The 16,623-nt window shown below is 71.2% G+C and carries 17 protein-coding genes; 10 read left to right on the top strand and 7 right to left on the bottom strand.

Features of this window, described 5'->3' with window-relative positions:
• Nucleotides 1–91: 91 nt before the first annotated feature.
• The 4 genes from SSP08S_RS08680 (at nt 92) to SSP08S_RS08665 (ending at nt 3,725) form a co-directional block, all read left to right on the top strand.
• Entirely contained in the window at nt 92–742 is a 651-nt protein-coding gene (locus SSP08S_RS08680; RefSeq protein WP_019067188.1) for a class I SAM-dependent methyltransferase, read from the top strand.
• Nucleotides 743–818: 76 nt separating this feature from the next.
• Entirely contained in the window at nt 819–1,733 is a 915-nt protein-coding gene (locus SSP08S_RS08675; protein ID WP_078532378.1) for an N-acetylmuramoyl-L-alanine amidase, read from the top strand.
• Between the two features lie 86 nt (nt 1,734–1,819).
• Nucleotides 1,820–2,602, top strand: coding sequence for a DUF5336 domain-containing protein (locus SSP08S_RS08670; protein WP_174479374.1), 783 nt, complete (start codon nt 1,820–1,822; stop codon nt 2,600–2,602).
• Nucleotides 2,603–2,720: 118 nt separating this feature from the next.
• Nucleotides 2,721–3,725, top strand: coding sequence for an LLM class F420-dependent oxidoreductase (locus tag SSP08S_RS08665; protein ID WP_019067185.1), 1,005 nt, complete (start codon nt 2,721–2,723; stop codon nt 3,723–3,725).
• Here SSP08S_RS08665 and SSP08S_RS08660 read toward each other — a convergent pair.
• Nucleotides 3,722–4,297 carry a hypothetical protein gene (locus tag SSP08S_RS08660; protein ID WP_019067184.1) on the bottom strand — a complete coding sequence of 192 codons (576 nt, stop codon included), beginning with the start codon at nt 4,295–4,297 and terminating at the stop codon, nt 3,722–3,724. The two genes, SSP08S_RS08665 and SSP08S_RS08660, sit on opposite strands and share 4 nt — an antisense overlap.
• Before the next feature lie 126 nt (nt 4,298–4,423).
• On the opposite strand from SSP08S_RS08660, the gene SSP08S_RS08655 reads away from it, so the two are divergent.
• Complete coding sequence (locus tag SSP08S_RS08655) at nt 4,424–4,717, top strand: hypothetical protein (protein WP_026178313.1); 294 nt, start codon at nt 4,424–4,426, stop codon at nt 4,715–4,717.
• A gap of 384 nt (nt 4,718–5,101) precedes the next feature.
• Here the strand turns inward: SSP08S_RS08655 and SSP08S_RS08650 are convergent, their stop codons facing one another.
• The 3 genes from SSP08S_RS08650 to SSP08S_RS08640 are packed head-to-tail and all read right to left on the bottom strand — an operon-like array spanning nt 5,102 to nt 8,327.
• Nucleotides 5,102–6,169: a prenyltransferase/squalene oxidase repeat-containing protein gene (locus tag SSP08S_RS08650; protein WP_019067182.1), complete on the bottom strand. Its 1,068-nt coding sequence runs from the start codon at nt 6,167–6,169 to the stop codon at nt 5,102–5,104.
• Nucleotides 6,166–6,900: a class I SAM-dependent methyltransferase gene (locus SSP08S_RS08645; protein WP_019067181.1), complete on the bottom strand. Its 735-nt coding sequence runs from the start codon at nt 6,898–6,900 to the stop codon at nt 6,166–6,168. The genes SSP08S_RS08650 and SSP08S_RS08645 overlap by 4 nt, the downstream gene beginning before the upstream one ends.
• Nucleotides 6,894–8,327 (bottom strand): glycosyltransferase family 4 protein, encoded by a 1,434-nt coding sequence (locus SSP08S_RS08640; protein WP_019067180.1) that lies wholly within the window; start codon nt 8,325–8,327, stop codon nt 6,894–6,896. The genes SSP08S_RS08645 and SSP08S_RS08640 overlap by 7 nt, the downstream gene beginning before the upstream one ends.
• A 222-nt stretch (nt 8,328–8,549) precedes the next feature.
• Here SSP08S_RS08640 and SSP08S_RS08635 point away from each other — a divergent pair, with 222 nt between their 5' ends.
• Together SSP08S_RS08635 and SSP08S_RS08630 are read left to right on the top strand one after the other, a co-directional pair.
• Nucleotides 8,550–9,176: a TetR family transcriptional regulator gene (locus tag SSP08S_RS08635; RefSeq protein WP_026178312.1), complete on the top strand. Its 627-nt coding sequence runs from the start codon at nt 8,550–8,552 to the stop codon at nt 9,174–9,176.
• A gap of 7 nt (nt 9,177–9,183) precedes the next feature.
• Entirely contained in the window at nt 9,184–9,807 is a 624-nt protein-coding gene (locus tag SSP08S_RS08630; protein WP_019067178.1) for a maltokinase N-terminal cap-like domain-containing protein, read from the top strand.
• 25 nt (nt 9,808–9,832) lie between these two features.
• Here the strand turns inward: SSP08S_RS08630 and SSP08S_RS08625 are convergent, their stop codons facing one another.
• Complete coding sequence (locus SSP08S_RS08625; RefSeq protein ID WP_019067177.1) at nt 9,833–10,066, bottom strand: ferredoxin; 234 nt, start codon at nt 10,064–10,066, stop codon at nt 9,833–9,835.
• Between the two features lie 7 nt (nt 10,067–10,073).
• Complete coding sequence (locus SSP08S_RS08620) at nt 10,074–11,531, bottom strand: aldehyde dehydrogenase (RefSeq protein ID WP_019067176.1); 1,458 nt, start codon at nt 11,529–11,531, stop codon at nt 10,074–10,076.
• A gap of 116 nt (nt 11,532–11,647) precedes the next feature.
• On the opposite strand from SSP08S_RS08620, the gene SSP08S_RS08615 reads away from it, so the two are divergent.
• Together SSP08S_RS08615 and SSP08S_RS08610 are read left to right on the top strand one after the other, a co-directional pair.
• Nucleotides 11,648–12,682, top strand: coding sequence for a Strvi_7410 family MBL fold metallo-hydrolase (locus SSP08S_RS08615; RefSeq protein WP_019067175.1), 1,035 nt, complete (start codon nt 11,648–11,650; stop codon nt 12,680–12,682).
• A gap of 42 nt (nt 12,683–12,724) precedes the next feature.
• Nucleotides 12,725–13,171 carry a nuclear transport factor 2 family protein gene (locus SSP08S_RS08610; protein WP_019067174.1) on the top strand — a complete coding sequence of 149 codons (447 nt, stop codon included), beginning with the start codon at nt 12,725–12,727 and terminating at the stop codon, nt 13,169–13,171.
• A gap of 8 nt (nt 13,172–13,179) precedes the next feature.
• Here the strand turns inward: SSP08S_RS08610 and SSP08S_RS08605 are convergent, their stop codons facing one another.
• Nucleotides 13,180–15,366, bottom strand: coding sequence for an ATP-binding protein (locus SSP08S_RS08605; RefSeq protein ID WP_063739154.1), 2,187 nt, complete (start codon nt 15,364–15,366; stop codon nt 13,180–13,182).
• Nucleotides 15,367–15,576: 210 nt separating this feature from the next.
• On the opposite strand from SSP08S_RS08605, the gene SSP08S_RS08600 reads away from it, so the two are divergent.
• Complete coding sequence (locus SSP08S_RS08600; RefSeq protein ID WP_063739153.1) at nt 15,577–16,617, top strand: PP2C family protein-serine/threonine phosphatase; 1,041 nt, start codon at nt 15,577–15,579, stop codon at nt 16,615–16,617.
• Nucleotides 16,618–16,623: the final 6 nt, after the last annotated feature.

The raw sequence follows: 16,623 nt of genomic DNA, 5'->3' as shown, positions 1-16,623 counted from the left end.
GGGGCTGGTCGCGCAGTTCCCCGCGCCCCTAAAGACAAAAGACGTAGCCTGGCTGCTCCTGAAAGCTCGCCCGTATCGAAGGGATCGCCCCATGCCCCCGGCACCCAAGCCCGAAATCCTCGCCGCGTTCGAAGCGGCGAAAGGGTTCATGCCGGTCGGCGAAGGGCTCGCCCTGTACTCCGCCGCCGTAGAAGCCGGAAGCCTCGGGCTGCCCTTGCTGGAAGTCGGGACGTACTGCGGGCGTTCCACCATCCTCCTCGCCGATGCCGCCCGCGCGGCCGGTGTCACCGCGCTCACGGTCGACCATCACCGGGGCAGCGAGGAGCAGCAGCCGGGGTGGGAGTACCACGATCCGGAGACGGTCGACCCGGAGATCGGGCTGATGGACACGTTGCCCACGTTCCGCAGGACCCTGCACCGGGCGGGGCTCGAGGAGCATGTGGTGGCGCTCGTCGGGCGGTCGCCGCAAGTGGCACGCGTGTGGGGCACTCCCCTCGGCCTCGTGTTCATCGACGGCGGGCACACCGACGAGCACGCCAACGGCGACTACGAGGGCTGGGCGCCCCATGTCGCCGAGGGCGGGCTGCTCGTCATCCACGACGTGTTCCCGGACCCGGAGGACGAGTTCACCGGGCAGGCCCCGTACCGCGTGTACCGACGGGCCCTGGAATCGGGCGCGTTCACGGAGGTGTCGGTGACGGACTCATTGCGGGTGCTACGGCGCACGGGAACCGGCATCTGAAGATCGGCCGCGACTCCTGGCGGCGCTCGTCGCCGCTTCGGCGGGACCGCACCGTCGGACGGCTAGGGTGGTTTCCGTGTCGTACGTAGGTCCGGACTTCGATCCTCCGCAGCCCCGTCGTTTCCGTCGTGGGCCCCTGACCGTGGCGCTGGCCGCGCTGGTGCCGGGGGCGCTGATCGGGTGGTTCGTGTACGAGGCGGTGGGCGGCCCGGGTGACTCGGGCGGGGCGGCGGCCGGTACGGCGGCCACGGCGCCCGGCGCGTCCTCCTCGCCCTCGGTCGCCGCCTCGAACGACGACAAGCCGCCGAACTCCCGGCCCCTCACGGGCAAGGTCGTCGTCATCGACCCGGGGCACAACGTCACCAACTTCCAGCACACCGCCGAGATCAACCGCAAGGTGGACATCGGCACGAACTGGAAGGAGTGCGACACGACCGGGACGTCCACCAACGCGGGTTACTCGGAAGCCCAGTTCACGATGGACGTGTCCCACCGGCTGCAGAAGATCCTGGAGCGGCAGGGCGCCACGGTGAAGCTGACGCACGACGGCTCCTCCCCCGCCTGGGGACCGTGTGTCGACGAGCGCGCGAAGATCGGCAACGCCGCGCACGCGGACGCCGCGATCTCCATCCACGCGGACGGCGCACCGGCCGGCGACCGCGGCTTCCATGTGATCCTGCCGGCCTCCGTGCACGCGGGCGGCGCCGACACCCGGGCGATCGTCGCCCCCTCCGCCGTTCTCGGCCGCAACATCGAGAGCGACTACCGTCGTACGACGGGCGAACAGCCTTCCAACTACGTCGGCGACGGGACCGGTCTCGTCACGCGTAAGGACCTGGGCGGTCTCAATCTGTCAACGGTTCCCAAGGTGTTCATCGAGTGCGGCAATATGCGCGATAGCAAGGATGCCGCACTGCTGACGAACGGCGCCTGGAGACAGGCGGCGGCGCAGGGGATCTCTGAGGGAATCGTGAGTTTCCTGCGCGGGTAGCGATCAGTGGGCTGATCCGGGCGGACACCCTGGCAAGGTGGACGATAGGGTCAACCGACGACGAGACGACCTACGAAGGACCTGAAGTGAATATCCGCTCCCTCACACGAGGCGACGGTGTGGTGATCGGGGCAGCGGTATTGCTCTTCATCGCGTCGTTCCTCAAGTTCTACACGGCCAACGGGTACAACCTGGACATCACCGCGTGGACGAGCCTCGGTAACGGCCTCGGTACCTACATGGGCGGCGTCATCGGTGCCGCTCTCATCGTCGTCAACCGCAGCCTGCCCCAGCCGCGCAAGATCCTGGGCCTGGACCTCGGCACAGTCGGCGTGGCGTTCACGGTCCTCACCGCGTGGGCCCTGTTCTGGACGCTGGTCGACGTCGGGGACAACGTCAGCGCCGGCGCGGGCCTCATCCTCGGCTTCATCGCGGCCCTCGCCATGGCCGGTGCCGCCATCGCGACGCCGCTCGTCCCGGCCCTCCAGGCCGCCCTCGTCCCCGCGCCCAAGCCGGCCGCCCCGCAGCCCTACGGCGCCCAGCCGCCCGGTGGTTACGGCTACCCGGGTGCCGGTGCGCCGCAGCCCTCGTACGGCACTCCGCCGCAGCAGGCGCAGGCCGCCCAGCCGTTCGGGCAGCCCCAGCCGCAGCCGACGCCGCCTCCGGGCGGGGAGTTCTCGCCGTTCTGGTTCGCCGTGCCGGTGGCCCGGCCGCTGTTCGGGGAGGACGGTTCGCCGTCGCCGATCGCCGAACTCGCGCCGGGTACCTGGTACTTGGCCGTCGAGCAGCGCGGTGCCGCACTGATCGCGCAGACGCAGGACGGCCGTCGCGGCGTACTGCAGGACACGTCAGGGATCCAGCGCGGCTGAAGCCCCGCACCGTCTCCCACGGCCCCTCACCCTTCCGGGTGGGGGGCCGTTGTCGTACAGTCGCAGCCGTCCCGTCGACTGGCTGACGATCCGTCAGATTGCTGACTGTGGAGGCGACATGCGGCTCGGTCTCGCACTCGGGTACTGGGGGCGCGGGCCCTCCGAGGGCCATGTGCCGCTGGCCCAGGAGGCGGAGCGGCTCGGCTACGACTCGGTGTGGACGGCCGAGTCGTGGGGTTCCGACGCGTTCACCCCGCTGACCTGGATCGCCGCGCAGACGTCAACGATCAAGCTGGGGACGGCCGTTGCGCAGATGGCGGCCCGCTCGCCGACCACCACCGCGATGCACGCGCTCACCCTCGACCATCTGTCGGGCGGGCGGATGATGCTCGGGCTCGGACTGTCGGGGCCGCAGGTGGTGGAGGGCTGGTACGGGCGGCCGTTCCCCAGGTCGCCGCTGACCGCGACCCGGGAGTACGTCGAGGTCGTACGGCAGGTGCTGCGGCGGGAGGCGCCGGTCGAGGTGGAGGGGCGGTTCCACGCGCATCCGTACCGGGGCGCGGACGGTACCGGGCTCGGCAAGGCGCTCAAGTCCATCACCCACCCGCTCCGCCCCGACCTGCCGATCCTGCTGGGGGCCGAGGGGCCGAAGAACGTGGCGCAGACGGCCCGAATCGCCGACGGGTGGCTGCCGTTGTACTGGTCGCCGAGCCGCCCCGAGGTCTACGGCACGACCGACTTCCGCGACGGCTTCCTGGTCGCGCCCATGGCACAGGTGAAGGTCTGCGACGACGTCGCCGAAGGCCTGCTCCCCGTGAAGATGATGCTCGGCTTCTACATCGGCGGGATGGGGCACGCGGCCCGCAACTTCCACGCGGACCTGATGGCACGCATGGGGTACGAGGAAGAGGCCCGCCGGATACAGGAGTTGTTCCTCGGCGGGCGCCGGGAGGAGGCCGTCCTCGCCGTGCCGGACGCGTTCGCCGACGAGATCTCACTCGTCGGCCCGCGTGAACGGATCGCGGAACGCCTGGAGTCGTGGCGCAAGGGCCCGGTCACGGACCTGCTGGCCCTTGCGCCCGACCCGCACACGCTGCGGGTGCTGGCCGAGCTGAACTCCTAGGAGCCACCCGCCAGTTGGCCCGCCGACGGCACCTTCTCGGTCACCTCGGCGCCCGCGCTCTTCCCGGCGTCCTTGACCTTGTTGATGATGTCGTCGAAGGAACTCGCCGTCGCGTCGGTCGAGTCGCCCTTGCGGAGCTTGGACGGCAGGTCCTTGAGGGAGTCGATGCCGGCGGTCAGCGGGGCGAGTGCCTTGGAGAGCGTGGGGTCGCCCTGGGCGTTCTTCTTGGCCGCCTTGAGCCGGTTGTACGCGAAGGCGCCCGCGAGGCCCGCCTTGACGAGGGCGAACCTGCGTCCGCTCGCGCCCTTCTTGAACTTGCCGGCCTTCCAGGGCTTCACGATCCACTGGTAGGTGGCACCGGCGGCGAGGCCCGCGTTCGCGACGAAGCGGGTCTTGGCCAGCTTCTGGCGCTCGGCGGTCGTGCTGGGGCTCGGGGTCGCGGCAGCGGCTGCCACGACGGCCGCGGTGTTCTGTGTGGCGTCCTCGGTCGCGCTGCCGCAGGCGGTGGCGCCGGCGAGCAGGGCGCAGCACAGGGTGAGCGCCACGAAGAGGCGCCGTATCGGTACGGGCACGGAATCCTCCGGGGGTTTCCCCGAGTGGGTGTCCTTACCCCGGCAGCCTCACCCGGCCCGGGCGGTTGCGCCACCCGGGGGACGCCGTTCGGGTTTCATCACCGCGGAAGCGGTAATCCGGTGGGCATGTCCCCCTACTACCGACGCGGTTCGAATTCCGCCGGCAATGTCATCGTGATCATTGCCGACATCATGGCCCTCATCCTGGGGCTCTGGATCCTGATGTACCTGCTGGACGCCAACCGCGCGAACGACCTCGTGCAGTTCGTCCACCGCACGGCGGACTGGCTCGCGGGCTGGTCCCGCGACCTGTTCACCTTCGACGAGGCGTGGGCGCGGGTGGTCTGCGGGTACGGCCTCGCCGCGATCGTGTACCTGTTCATCGGCCATGCGATCGCCAACCGGGTACACCGTTCCTGACGGTTTGGCGGGTGCGGGTCCGTTGTGGCTGGCCGCGCAGTTCCCCGCGCCCCCAAAAGACACGGTGGGCTGGAGTCTTCAGGAGCGCGGGGACCTGCGCGGCCCCAAAAAGACACGGTGGGCCGGAGTCTTCAGGAGCGCGACGAACTGCGCGACCCTAAAAAACACGGCGAGCCGGAGTCTTCAGAAGCGCGACGAACTGCGCGACCCTAAAAGCCACGGTGGGCCGGAATCTTCAGAAGCGCGAGGAACTGCGCGACCCTAAAAGCCACGGTGAGCCGGAGTCTTCAGAAGCGCGAGGAACTGCGCGACCCTAAAAGCCACGGCGAGCCGGAGTCTTTAGGGGCGCGGGGAACTGCGCGGCCGGCCCCCACCGGCCCGCGCTCAACAACAGTCCGGATCCAGCCCGTTCGGCAAAAGCTCGGCGCCGAAGACGGCGCATGTCGCGTCATGGCCCCCCAGCGCCGCCACCGCCAGCAGCAACGACCCCGCAGTCCACGTCGTCAACTCACGCGGCCAGATCGCGTCGTCCTCGAAGACGTACCCGGTCCAGTACAGCCCGGTCTCCGCATCGCGCAGATGCTGTATCGACTGGAGGATCTCCAGCGCACGGTCGGACTCGCCCAACACCCACAGCGCCAGGGCGAGTTCGGCGGACTCGCCGCCCGTGACCCACGGGTTGGGGACGACGCACCGCACCCCGAGCCCGGGCACGACGAAGCGGGTCCAGCCCTCCTCCACGCGGGACTTGGCCTCCGTACCGGTCAACGCGCCGCCGAGGACCGGGTAGTACCAGTCCATCGAGTAGCGGTCCTTGTCCAGGAACCGTTCCGGATGGCGGCGGATCGCGTGCCGGAGCGCACCGACCGCCAACTCCCAGTCCGGCTGCGGCTCTTCGCGCTGTTCGGCGATGGCGAGCGCGCAGCGCAGCGCCTGGTGGATCGAGGAGGAACCGGTCAGCAGCGCGTCGGCCGTGTCCGTGCCGTCGGCGTCCCGCTTCCAGCCGATCTGCCCGCCCGGCTGCTGGAGCCGGAGGACGAACTCGACCGCCGCGTAGACCGTGGGCCACAGCCGGTCGAGGAACGTGTCGTCGCCGGTGGAGAGGTAGTGGTGCCACACGCCCACGGCCACGTAGGCGACGAAGTTGGTCTCGCGGCCCCGGTCGGTGACGTCGTGGGCGTCGCCGTCGGCGTAGGCCGCGTACCAGGAGCCGTCCTCGTTCTGGTGCCGGGCGAGCCAGCTGTACGCCCGCTCGGCGGCCTCGTGCTCGCCCGCCGCGTCCAGCGCCATCGCGGCCTCGGTGTGGTCCCACGGGTCGAGGTGATGGCCCCGGAACCACGGGATCGCCCCGTCCTCCCGCTGCACGGCGAGGATGCCGGCGACGGTCGCGGCGGCCTCCTCCGCGGTGAGGACCCCGGGCAGGACGAGGTGTTCTGTCCGGGGAGCGGTCACTTGGCTTCCGCCAGGGGGAGGTGCGGCTTGGTCGCGTAGGCCACGAAGCTCTTGCCGATCAGCGGGTTCAGCGCCTGTTCGGCGACCCGGGTGGCGAGGGGTTTCTTCATGATGTCCCAGACCAGGAGCTTGTGGTACGCCTGCACCGGCAGCGCCTTGTCGTTGTCCACGCCGAACGCGCACTTCAGCCACCAGTACGGCGAGTGCAGCGCGTGCGCGTGGTGGGTGCCGTAGGGCTTGAGGCCGGCCTCGCGGATCTTGGCGAGGAGTTCGTCCGCCTTGTAGATGCGGATGTGGCCGCCCTCGACCTCGTGGTACGCGTCGGACAGCGCCCAGCAGACCTTCTCGGGGCCGTAGCGCGGGACGGTGATGGCGATCCGGCCGCCGGGCTTCAGGACCCGGACCATCTCGGCGAGCACGCCCTTGTCGTCCGGGATGTGCTCCATCACCTCGGAGATGATCACGACGTCGAACGACTCGTCGGGGAAGGGGAGTTGGAGCGCGTCGCCCTCCATCGCGGTGGCGGTGGCGCCGGCCGGGGCCTCACCGGCCTCCTTCATCGCCGCGAACCACTTGGCGACCTCGCGGATCTCCTCGGCGTTCTGGTCGAGGGCGACGACCTGTGCCCCTCGCCGGTAGCACTCGAACGCGTGCCGCCCGGCACCGCACCCGAGGTCCAGGACACGGTCGCCAGGGGCGAGCGGGAACCGGGAGAAGTCGACGGTCAGCACGTGGCCCTGCTTTCGGGATAGACGCCGGTGTCAGTCGTGGAGGTCGCGGAGGTCGTGGATTCGACACCCTGAGAGGCCGCGGAGCGGCCGGGGAGCTTGGCGGCGGAGCCGCGCATGGCCTCGCCGGCGGAGGCGGCCATCGCCTCGCGGTAGCGCAGGACCGTGCCCTCTGCGGCTCGCGACCAGGTGAACCGGGCCAGTACCCGCTCACGCCCGGCCCGGCCGAGCCGCACCCTCAACTCCGGGTCGGACAGCAGCCTGCTCAGGGCGGTCGCCAGCGCTCCCGGGTCGCCCGGCGGTACCGCCAAGCACGTTTCCCCGTCACGCCCCGCGACCTCCGGGATCGCTCCGCCGGTCGTCGCGACGAGCGGCGTCCCCGTGGCCATCGCCTCGGCCGCCGGGAGCGAGAAGCCCTCGTACAGCGAGGGCACGCAGGCGACCTCCGCCGAGCGGACCAGGTCGACGAGTTCGGCGTCGGAGATGCCCTTGACGAACTCGACGGCGCCTTCCAGGCCGTAGCGCTCGATGGATTGGGCCACTGGGCCCTCCGTGGGGCGTTTTCCTACGACGATCAAGTGGGCGTCGGGGTGTTCCGTGCGGACTTTGGCCAGGGCCTCGACGAGGAAGACCAGGCCTTTGAGGGGGACGTCCGCGCTGGACGTGGTGACGATCCGGCCCGGTACCTGGGGTACGGCGGGGTCCGGGGAGAACTGGTCGGTGTCGGCGCCGATGTGGACGACGTGGATACGGTCGTCGCGGACGCCGAGGTGGTCGACGATCTCCTGGCGCGAGGTGCCGGAGACGGTGAGCACGGAGGGGAGCCGGCGGGCGACGCGCTTCTGCATCTGGGTGAACGCGTACCAGCGGCGCTTCGACATGCGCTGGCGCCAGTTCTCCGCCGCGTCCAGTTCCAACTGCCGGTCCACGGTGATGGGATGGTGGATGGTCGTGACGAGCGGTGCACCGACATCCCCCAACAACCCGTAACCCAGTGTCTGGTTGTCGTGCACGACGTCGAACTCGCCGCGTCTGGCGCGGAGATGACGGCGGGCGCGCAGCGAGAAGGTGAGGGGCTCGGGGAAGCCGCCGGTCCACATCGTGGCGACTTCGAGCGCGTCGATCCAGTCCCGGTACTCGTCGCGCTTCGGGGTGCGGAAGGGGTCCGGGGAGCGGTAGAGGTCGAGCGAGGGCAGCTCGGTCAGGGAGATGCCGGGGTAGCCCTCGTCGAGGACCGGGTACGGCTGCGAGCCGATGACCTCGACGCGGTGCCCGAGGCGGGCCAGTTCGCGGGAGAGATGGCGGACGTAGACGCCCTGACCGCCGCAGAACGGGTTCCCTTTATAGGTGAGGAGTGCGATACGGAGCGGTCGCTCGCCGTCGGCTGCCGGATCCTCCTGGGGACCCGCCTGACTGGCCTCAGCGGTCACTCTGAGCCCCCTTCTGCCTGCACTGTCCCGCGAGATTACGCCGGGACGCTAATCTAGAACAAGTTTCAGACTTGATCGTCCAGGAGGTTCTGAATCTACCGGCCGGTACGGGCGCTGTGAGAAGTGGATCAGGTGATTCACACCACGGCCGGGACCCTGCCATGATCGGTCCGATCACCCGCCCTCACCGACAGTCACGGGAACAGTCACGGAACGGGAGCCATGCCAGTGGAGACCAAGCCCGAAGCCACTGCGCGGACCTCGCCGCCCCTCACCGAGCGGCAGGAGGCCCGGCGGCGCCGCATCCTGCACGCGAGCGCGCAGCTGGCGAGCCGGGGCGGTTTCGACGCCGTGCAGATGCGGGAGGTCGCGGAGTCCTCGCAGGTCGCGCTCGGCACGCTGTACCGGTACTTCCCGTCCAAGGTGCATCTCCTGGTCGCCACGATGCAGGACCAGCTGGAGCACATGCACGGCACGCTGCGGAAGAAGCCGCCGGGCGGCGAGACGGCGGCCGAGCGGGTCGCCGAGACCCTGATGCGGGCCTTCCGCGCACTCCAGCGGGAGCCGCATCTCGCCGACGCGATGGTCCGCGCGCTGACCTTCGCGGACCGCAGCGTCTCCCCCGAGGTCGACCAGGTCTCCCGGCAGACCACGGTGATCATCCTGGACGCGATGGGTTTGGAGCACCCGACGCCCGAGCAGCTCTCCGCCGTCCGCGTGATCGAGCACACCTGGCACTCGGCCCTGATCACCTGGCTGTCGGGCCGCGCGTCCATCGCCCAGGTGAAGATCGACATCGAGACGGTGTGCCGTCTCATCGACCTCACGGAGCCGGGCGCGGACCGATAATTCCCGCATGGCCATCATCCACCAGACCCACGTCAAGCCCACCAAGCTCGAACTCCTCACCGTCTGGCTGCCCACCCGCCCCTGGTATCACGGCTCCGCGGAACCGGAGTTGGCGAAGGCCGGCGGTTTCCGGCTCGACGACCCCGAGGGCGAGGTCGGCATCGAGTTCATGGTCGTCACCGACGGCCCTGCGGCCTACCTGGTGCCGCTCACCTACCGGGCCGCCCCGCTCCCCGGCGCCGAACACGCCCTCGTCGGCACCATGGAGCACGGCGTCCTCGGTCCGCGCTGGGCCTACGACGGCTGCCACGACCCGGTGCTGACCGCCGAGTTGGTGGCGTTCGTCGAGGGGCGGACCCAGGCGCAGGCGCAGAGCGTCTCCGACACCCTGGACCGGGAGGTCGCCCGCTCCTGGACCGGTACAGCACCCCTCCCCGCCCTCGGCGCCCCCAACGACACCGACACGGCAACCGAGTTCGCCGTACCGGACGGCCCGACGCTGCGGCTGCGCCGGGTGCTCGAACCGGGCTCCACGGCCCCCGAGGGCGCGCTCGGCCACGTCACCGGCGTCTGGGCTCAGCCCGACGGCACCCGTGTCCGTGGGCTGTTCGCCGACCTCCTGGTCTCCTAGGGCGTCAACTCCCCTGCGGCCACCGCTACTCCTCCGGCGGGAACACCGGCTCCCCGCTCCCCAGGAGCGTGATCATGATGGCCTCCACCGGGCAGCCCTCGGCCGCCGCGAGGATCCGCTCGTTGGCGTCGGTCTCCGGTTCGGCCGGGTGGGACTGCATGGCCGAGTCGAGGCGGAAACGGTCGGGGGCCTGGTGGACGCACTGGGCCGAGCCGATGCAGACGGAGCGGTCGACCTCGACCTGCCAGCGGTCACCCATCCCTCGTTCACCCCTCCCAGCCGGCCGGCAGGTGGATCATCTTGTGTTCGAGGAACTCGGAGAAGCCCTCGGGCCCGAACTCCCGCCCCAGACCGCTGTTCTTGTAGCCGCCGAAGGGGCCGAGCATGTCGAGGCTGAAGGTGTTGACGTTGTAGGTGCCGGTGCGGACCTGGCGGGCGATGTCGATGCCGTGGGCCACGTCGCCCGTCCACACGCTGCCGCTGAGCCCGTAGTCGGAGTCGTTCGCGATCTTCACGGCCTCGGTCTCGTCGCCGTACGGGAGCAGGCAGATGACCGGGCCGAAGATCTCCTCGCGGGCGATGCGCATGGAGTTGTCGACGTCTCCGAAGAGGGTCGGTTCGACGTACCAGCCGCGGTCCAGGCCGGGTGGACGGCCGCCGCCCGTAAGGATCTTGGCGCCTTCCTCCTGGCCGATGCGGATGTAGTCGAGGTTGCGCTGCTGCTGGCGCTTGGCGACGAGCGGGCCGACCTGGGTGGCCGGGTCGAGCGGGTCGCCGACGACGAGGGCGCTCGCCGCCGCCGCGAAGGCGTCCGCGAACTCGTCGTAGCGCGAGCGGGGTACGAGGATGCGGGTCTGGGCGACGCACGCCTGGCCGTTGTTCATCCAGGCCGCCGAGACGATGCCGGGGACGGACGTGGTGATGTCCGCGTCGGGCAGCACGATCGCCGCCGACTTGCCGCCCAACTCCAGTGTCACGCGGGTGAGATGACGGGCGGCGACCTCCATCACGCGCTTGCCGGCCGCGACCGAGCCGGTGAAGGAGATCTTGTCGATGCCGGGATGCCCGACGAGGTACTCGCTGACCTCGCGGTCGGCGGGGAGGATCGACAGGACGCCGTCCGGCAGCCCGGCCTCCTTCGCGATCTCGCCCAACAGGTAGGCGTCCAGGGGTGCTTCGGGCGACGGCTTCAGGATCACCGTGCAGCCGGTGAGCAGCGCGGGCGCGAGCTTGGCGGCGGCCACGAACTGCGGGACGTTCCAGGGGACCACGGCCGCGACCACCCCGACCGGCTCCCGGCGTACGAGGATCCTGCCGAGGACTCCGTCGCGGTACTCCTCGTAGGTGAAGTCCTTCGCGACGGTGATCGCCGCGTCCCACACCATCATCGCGCCGAGGGCCTGCCCGAGGATGCTCCAGGAGTACGGCGACCCGTTCTCGGAGGAGATGACGCGGCCGATCTCCTCGTACCGGGCGGCGATCGCGTCCTTGACGCGGGTGACGACCGCGACCCGTTCGTCCAGGGTCATGCGCGGCCAGGGTCCCTCGTCGAAGGCCCGGCGGGCCACGGCGACCGCGCGGTCCACGTCCTCCCTCGACGCGTGCGGGACGCGTCCGATGACCTCCTCGGTGTGCGGGGAGATCACCTCGATGACGTCCTTGCCCAGGGGATCGGTCAACTCCCCGCCGATGAACAGCTGTCGGTGTTCCACGAGCTCTGTCATGGCCGAACGCCTCCCCGGTACCGCGGTCTGACGATCCATCAGATACGAGGACTGAATACCAGTTCCGGTCGATGGAGTCCACGTATAGTGGCCGGAAGGCGGCGATTGGGGAGTCCATGACGTCCACGGGTCAGGTCCACGACCACGGCGGCGGTGTTCGTTCCATCGAAGTCCCCATCCCCGACAACCCACTTGGGACCACGCTCGTCTACGTCGTCGACACCGACCGCGGTCCGGTCCTGGTCGACACCGGCTGGGACGACCCGGCCTCCTGGGACACCCTCGTCGCGGGTCTCGACGCCTGTGGCACGGGGGTCGGCGAGGTGCACGGCGTGATCGTCACCCACCACCACCCCGACCACCACGGCCTGTCCGGGCGGGTGCGCGAGGCGTCCGGGGCGTGGCTCGCGATGCACGCGGCGGACACGGCGATCGTCCGGCGGGCCCGTTCGACCGAACCGGGCCGCTGGCTGACGTACATGACCGCGAAGCTCGCGGCGGCGGGCGCCCCCGAGGAGCACCTGGCCCCGCTCCGGGCGGCCCGCCCGCGCAGCGTGCCGGGCCTCGCGCCCGCGCTGCCCGACCGGGAGATCGTCCCCGGCGAACTCCTCCCCCTGCCGGGCCGCCGACTGCGCGCGATCTGGACCCCGGGCCACACACCCGGCCACGTCTGCCTGCACCTGGAGGAGGACCACCCGTCCCGACTCCCGGGCCACGGACGGCTGTTCTCCGGCGACCACCTGCTCCCCGAGATCACCCCGCACATCGGCCTGTACGAGGACCCGGACGACACCACGATCGCCGACCCGCTCGGCGACTACCTCGACTCCCTGGAGCGGATCGGCCGCCTGGCGCCCGCCGAAGTACTCCCCGCCCACCAGCACACCTTCACCGACGCGCCCGGCCGCGTACGGGAGTTGCTCACCCACCACGAGGACCGCCTCACCGGCCTCCTCGCCCTCCTCTCCGAACCCCTCACCGCCTGGCAGGTCGCCGAGCGCATGGAGTGGAACCGCCCCTGGTCCCAAATCCCCTTCCCGTCAAGGAACATCGCGGTGTCCGAGGCCGAGGCGCACCTGCGACGACTGGTGAAGCTGGGCCAGGCGGAGGTCATGACGGGGAGCGAGCCGGTGACGTACGTGGCGGTGTAATTCGGTCGTGGGGCGAGGGGTGCGGCTGGTACGAACGACCCCATGGACCTGGACCCTTTGCAGCGACTGCTCGCCGAACGTGCCTGTGAGCGCGTCGTCCTGGACTTCGTCCGTCGGCTCGATCTCGGTGAACCGGCCTCCGTCGCCGGGCTGTTCACGGAGGACGGCCGCTGGGAGTGGCCGGAGGGGGACAGAGCGGTCGAGGGGCGGGAGGCGCTGCGGAAGTACTTCGGCGCCCGTCCCGCCGGCCGGCTCTCGCGCCGCCTGATGTCGAACGTCCTGGTCACCCTCACCTCCCCCGACACGGCGATCTCGACGGCGTACTTCACGACGTACCGCGTCGACGGCCACCACGGCGGCATGGTCCCCGCCGCTCCCCCGGTCCAGGTCGGCCACTACGAGGACACTTTCCGCCAGGTGGACGGGGATTGGCTGATCAGCACCCGCACCCTGTTCCTGCCGTTCGGCGGGCCCACCCCGCGTCACTGACTTCCGTGTCACTGGCTGATGGCCGCGTACGTGATTCCCTCGTCGTACGTCATCGCCAGGCCCGTGCGGTAGCCGGTCGTGTAGGCGTCGTCGCCGAGGAGTTCGCGGACGCGGAGTTCGCAGGTGCGGCGGGTGGCGATCAGGTCCGGGGAGTCCATCTGGGCGCGGCCGGTCAACTCCCAGAGGCGGGTGCCGATGCCCAGGAGGCGGGCGGCTCGGTGGGCGTCGCCGGCGGTGACGACGGCGGCGGCCAGGAGGTCGAGGGACATGGCGGCACCGACCGTGTTGTGCAGGAGGGCGTGGCCTGCGACGGACGTGCGGGCGCCGTTCACCGCGGCCCGTATGTCGCCGCGTGCCAGGTCCGCCTGGGCGATCAGGTAGTCGGCGAAGGCCCCGCACCAGTACTCGCCCTGTTTCCGGCTGGCCGTGCGCACCTCGTCGGCGACCTCGCGGCCGCGTTCGAACTCGCCGCGCAGCACGTGTGCGAGGGACAGCGCGAGCCGGGCCTGCAGCTGGGCGGCGCCGAACCCGTCGTCCTGGACCGGGAGTCGGGGCGCCGCGTCGAGGACGGCGATGGCCTCGGCCTGGCGGCCGGTGAGTGCCAGGTGGCCGCCCCTGAGGTAGACGGCGGCGACCTGGGCGACCGCGGAGCCCTGTTCGCGGGCCGCGTCGGCGCAGCGGACCGCCCAGTTGGCCGCCGCCTCCTGGTCGCCCTGGAGGACGGCGACCGCGCCGCGCGACCACAGGGCGAGGGTGCGGCCGGGGCCGGGCGGCGACTCGGCGGCGAGGGCCTGGTCCAGGCAGTGCTGGGCCTCGCGGAGATAGCCGCAGTGCCGCCACAGGAAGCCGACATGGCCCGCCATCTCCACGGCGGTCGCGGGCTCCCCGTCGGGCTCGGCGAGCGCGCAGTCGACTGCCGTGCGGAGATTGGCGTGTTCGGTCAGCACGCGCTCGCACCAGGCGACCTGCCGTCCGGTGTTCCACTCGGCGCAGCCCTCGCGGGCGAGGCGGGCGTAGTGGTCGCGGTGGCGTCGGCGTACGGCGCGTTCCTCGCCGAGGGCGTGCAGCCAGTCGGCGCCGTACTCGCGGACGGTGTCGAGCATGCGGTAGCGGGCCGAGATGACGGGGTCGGGCAGCACGATGGACTGGGCGACGAGCCGGTCGAGGAGCCCGGCGATCCGCTCCGGGGGCAACGGCCCGCCCGCGCAGACCTGCCGGACGGCCTCCAGGCAGAAGCCGCCGCTGAAGACGGACAGCCGCGCCCACAGCAGCCGTTCGAGCGGAGCGCACAGCTCGTGGCTCCAGCCGATGGCGGTGCGCAGGGTCTGGTGGCGGGGCGGGCGTTCACCGGGGGCGGAGACGAGCAGGTCGAGGGGCGAGGACGGGGCGGGTGTGCCCGACGGCATGGACGCCTCCGCCAGGGGCGGGAGTGTGGGCAGGCGTTCGCCCAGGCGGGTGTGGAGCTGGTCGAGGGTCAGGTCGGTGAGACGGGCGGCGGCCAGTTCGAGGGCAAGCGGGATGCCGTCGAGGCGGCGGCAGACGGCGACGGCGGTGCCGCGGGCGGCCGGGTCGTCGTCCCGCAGCGGGCGTCCGGCGGCCGCGGCGCGTTCGGCGAACAGGGCTACGGCGGCACCGGCGTCCTCGTCGGCACCGGGGCGGCCGTCCACCGGGAGCGGTTCGAGGTGGAGGACCTCCTCGCCGGGCAGCGCGAGCCGTTCCCTGCTGGTGAGCAGGACGCGCAGGCCGGGCAGGCGGGAGCGCAGTGCGGCGGTGAACCTGGCGCAGTCGGCGAGGACGTGTTCGCAGGAGTCGAGGATCAGCAACAGCCTTCTGCCGTGGGCCCATTCGGTGATGACGTCGATCACCGGGCGCGTCGACCGGTCGGCGAGCCGGAGGCTCTCCATGACGGCGAGGTCCACGAGTCCCGAGGTGCGCAGCGGGGAGAGTTCGGTCAGCCAGACGCCGTCGGGGTAGGCGTCCCGGACCCCCGCCGCCGCGCGCAGCGCCAGCCGGGTCTTGCCGACCCCGCCGACCCCTACGACGGTCACCGGCCGGGCCGGTTCCGTGTCCGGGGCCAACGCGGCCCGCAGCCGGGCCAGTTCGACGCCCCGCCCGACGAAACTCAGTGTCTCGGGCGGCAGATTCCCCTGTTTGTTGACGTCACCCGCGTTCGTACGGTCGGTCCTGTCCGGCACGAGGCCAGTGTGTCCGTACGTCACCGGCTCCATGCGTGGGTCCCGGAACGCGGCCCACGGCTGATCAAAAGAATCGCGTCACCATCGGAAAGGCCATTACTTTCGATCACTTTCCACCCTGATTGGACGAGTTGCGATCGAGAGCTGATCAACTCTCCGTTGGCGCGGGTACGGAGAGCGGAATTCCGCAATGGTCGTGCCGTGAACACGATGGACGGGGGACGCCGCTTGCTCGTCGCACCGGTCGGCTGTCTGCTGGCGGCCACGCCGGGTCTGCTGATCGGCCGGGTGCAGCCGATCCTGCCGCTGCTGGCGATCGGACCGCTGATGGCCGCCACCTTCCTCGGTGCCCGCCGTACGCTCCTGGTCTGCTGCTGGACGGTGCTGCTCGCGCTGGCGGCGGGGCTCGGCTCGGGGGCACAGCTGAACGCCGGGTTCGCCGTCCGCTGGGGCGGGCTGCTCCTCGGCTGCGTGTGCAGTGTGTACGCGGCGCGGCAGCGCGGCCGGCTGCGGGAACGGCTCGCGGAGGCGCGGGAGGTGGCCCGGATCACCCAGGAGGCGATCCTGCGGCCGGTCTCCCGCACCCTCTCCGGCACCCATGTCAGCACCCGCTACCACTGCGCGCACCGCGAGTCCTCGGTCGGCGGCGACCTGTACGACCTCGCGGTGACGCCGTACGGCCTGCGGGTGCTGGTCGGGGACGCGCGCGGGCACGGGCTCGACGCGCTGCGGACGGCGGCCGACACGCTCATCGGTTTCCGTGAACTCGTCTATACGGCACCGGACTTGACGACCCTGGCGAAGGCGCTGGACGCCCGGCTCGCGCCCGGTCTCGGCCCCGAGGACTTCGTCACGGCGGTGCTGGCCGAGTTCGGTCCCGGCGAGGTGCGGCTCGTCAACTGCGGCCACCCGGCGCCCCTGCGCTCCGGGCAGCGCCTCGAACTCCTCGAACCCCGGGTCCCCGCACCGCCGTTGGGCCTGCGCCCGGACCCGCGGCAGTACCGGGTCCGCCTCCAGCCCGGCGACCGGCTCCTGCTCTACACGGACGGCCTCACCGAGTCCCGCGCCGTCGACGGCACCCCGTTCGCCCTGCTCACCGAGTGCGCGACGGCGCTGAGCGAACCGACGCCGGACGCGGCGCTGCACGCGCTGTACGACCGTCTGCTCGCGCACGCCGGCGGCCCGCCCGCCGACGACCTGGCCCTCGTCCTGTGCCAGCCGATGGGAGTGACGGCGCCGGTGCGGGTCTGATGCCTT

The sequence above is a fragment of the Streptomyces hokutonensis genome (genome assembly GCF_000376565.1).
Lineage (GTDB): Bacteria > Actinomycetota > Actinomycetes > Streptomycetales > Streptomycetaceae > Streptomyces > Streptomyces hokutonensis.
This window is presented reverse-complemented; position numbering and strand designations above follow the sequence as displayed.

Excerpts from the sequence above, each read along its gene's own strand:
- SSP08S_RS08680 (WP_019067188.1), top strand. The coding sequence starts at position 92 with ATGCCCCCGGCACCCAAGCCCGAAATCCTCGCCGCGTTCGAAGCGGCG.
- SSP08S_RS08625 (WP_019067177.1), bottom strand. The coding sequence starts at position 10,066 with ATGGGTGACCGCTGGCAGGTCGAGGTCGACCGCTCCGTCTGCATCGGC.
- SSP08S_RS08600 (WP_063739153.1), top strand. The coding sequence starts at position 15,577 with ATGGACGGGGGACGCCGCTTGCTCGTCGCACCGGTCGGCTGTCTGCTG.
- SSP08S_RS08665 (WP_019067185.1), top strand. The coding sequence starts at position 2,721 with ATGCGGCTCGGTCTCGCACTCGGGTACTGGGGGCGCGGGCCCTCCGAG.
- SSP08S_RS08610 (WP_019067174.1), top strand. The coding sequence starts at position 12,725 with ATGGACCTGGACCCTTTGCAGCGACTGCTCGCCGAACGTGCCTGTGAG.
- SSP08S_RS08630 (WP_019067178.1), top strand. The coding sequence starts at position 9,184 with ATGGCCATCATCCACCAGACCCACGTCAAGCCCACCAAGCTCGAACTC.
- SSP08S_RS08635 (WP_026178312.1), top strand. The coding sequence starts at position 8,550 with ATGCCAGTGGAGACCAAGCCCGAAGCCACTGCGCGGACCTCGCCGCCC.
- SSP08S_RS08615 (WP_019067175.1), top strand. The coding sequence starts at position 11,648 with ATGACGTCCACGGGTCAGGTCCACGACCACGGCGGCGGTGTTCGTTCC.
- SSP08S_RS08655 (WP_026178313.1), top strand. The coding sequence starts at position 4,424 with ATGTCCCCCTACTACCGACGCGGTTCGAATTCCGCCGGCAATGTCATC.
- SSP08S_RS08620 (WP_019067176.1), bottom strand. The coding sequence starts at position 11,531 with ATGACAGAGCTCGTGGAACACCGACAGCTGTTCATCGGCGGGGAGTTG.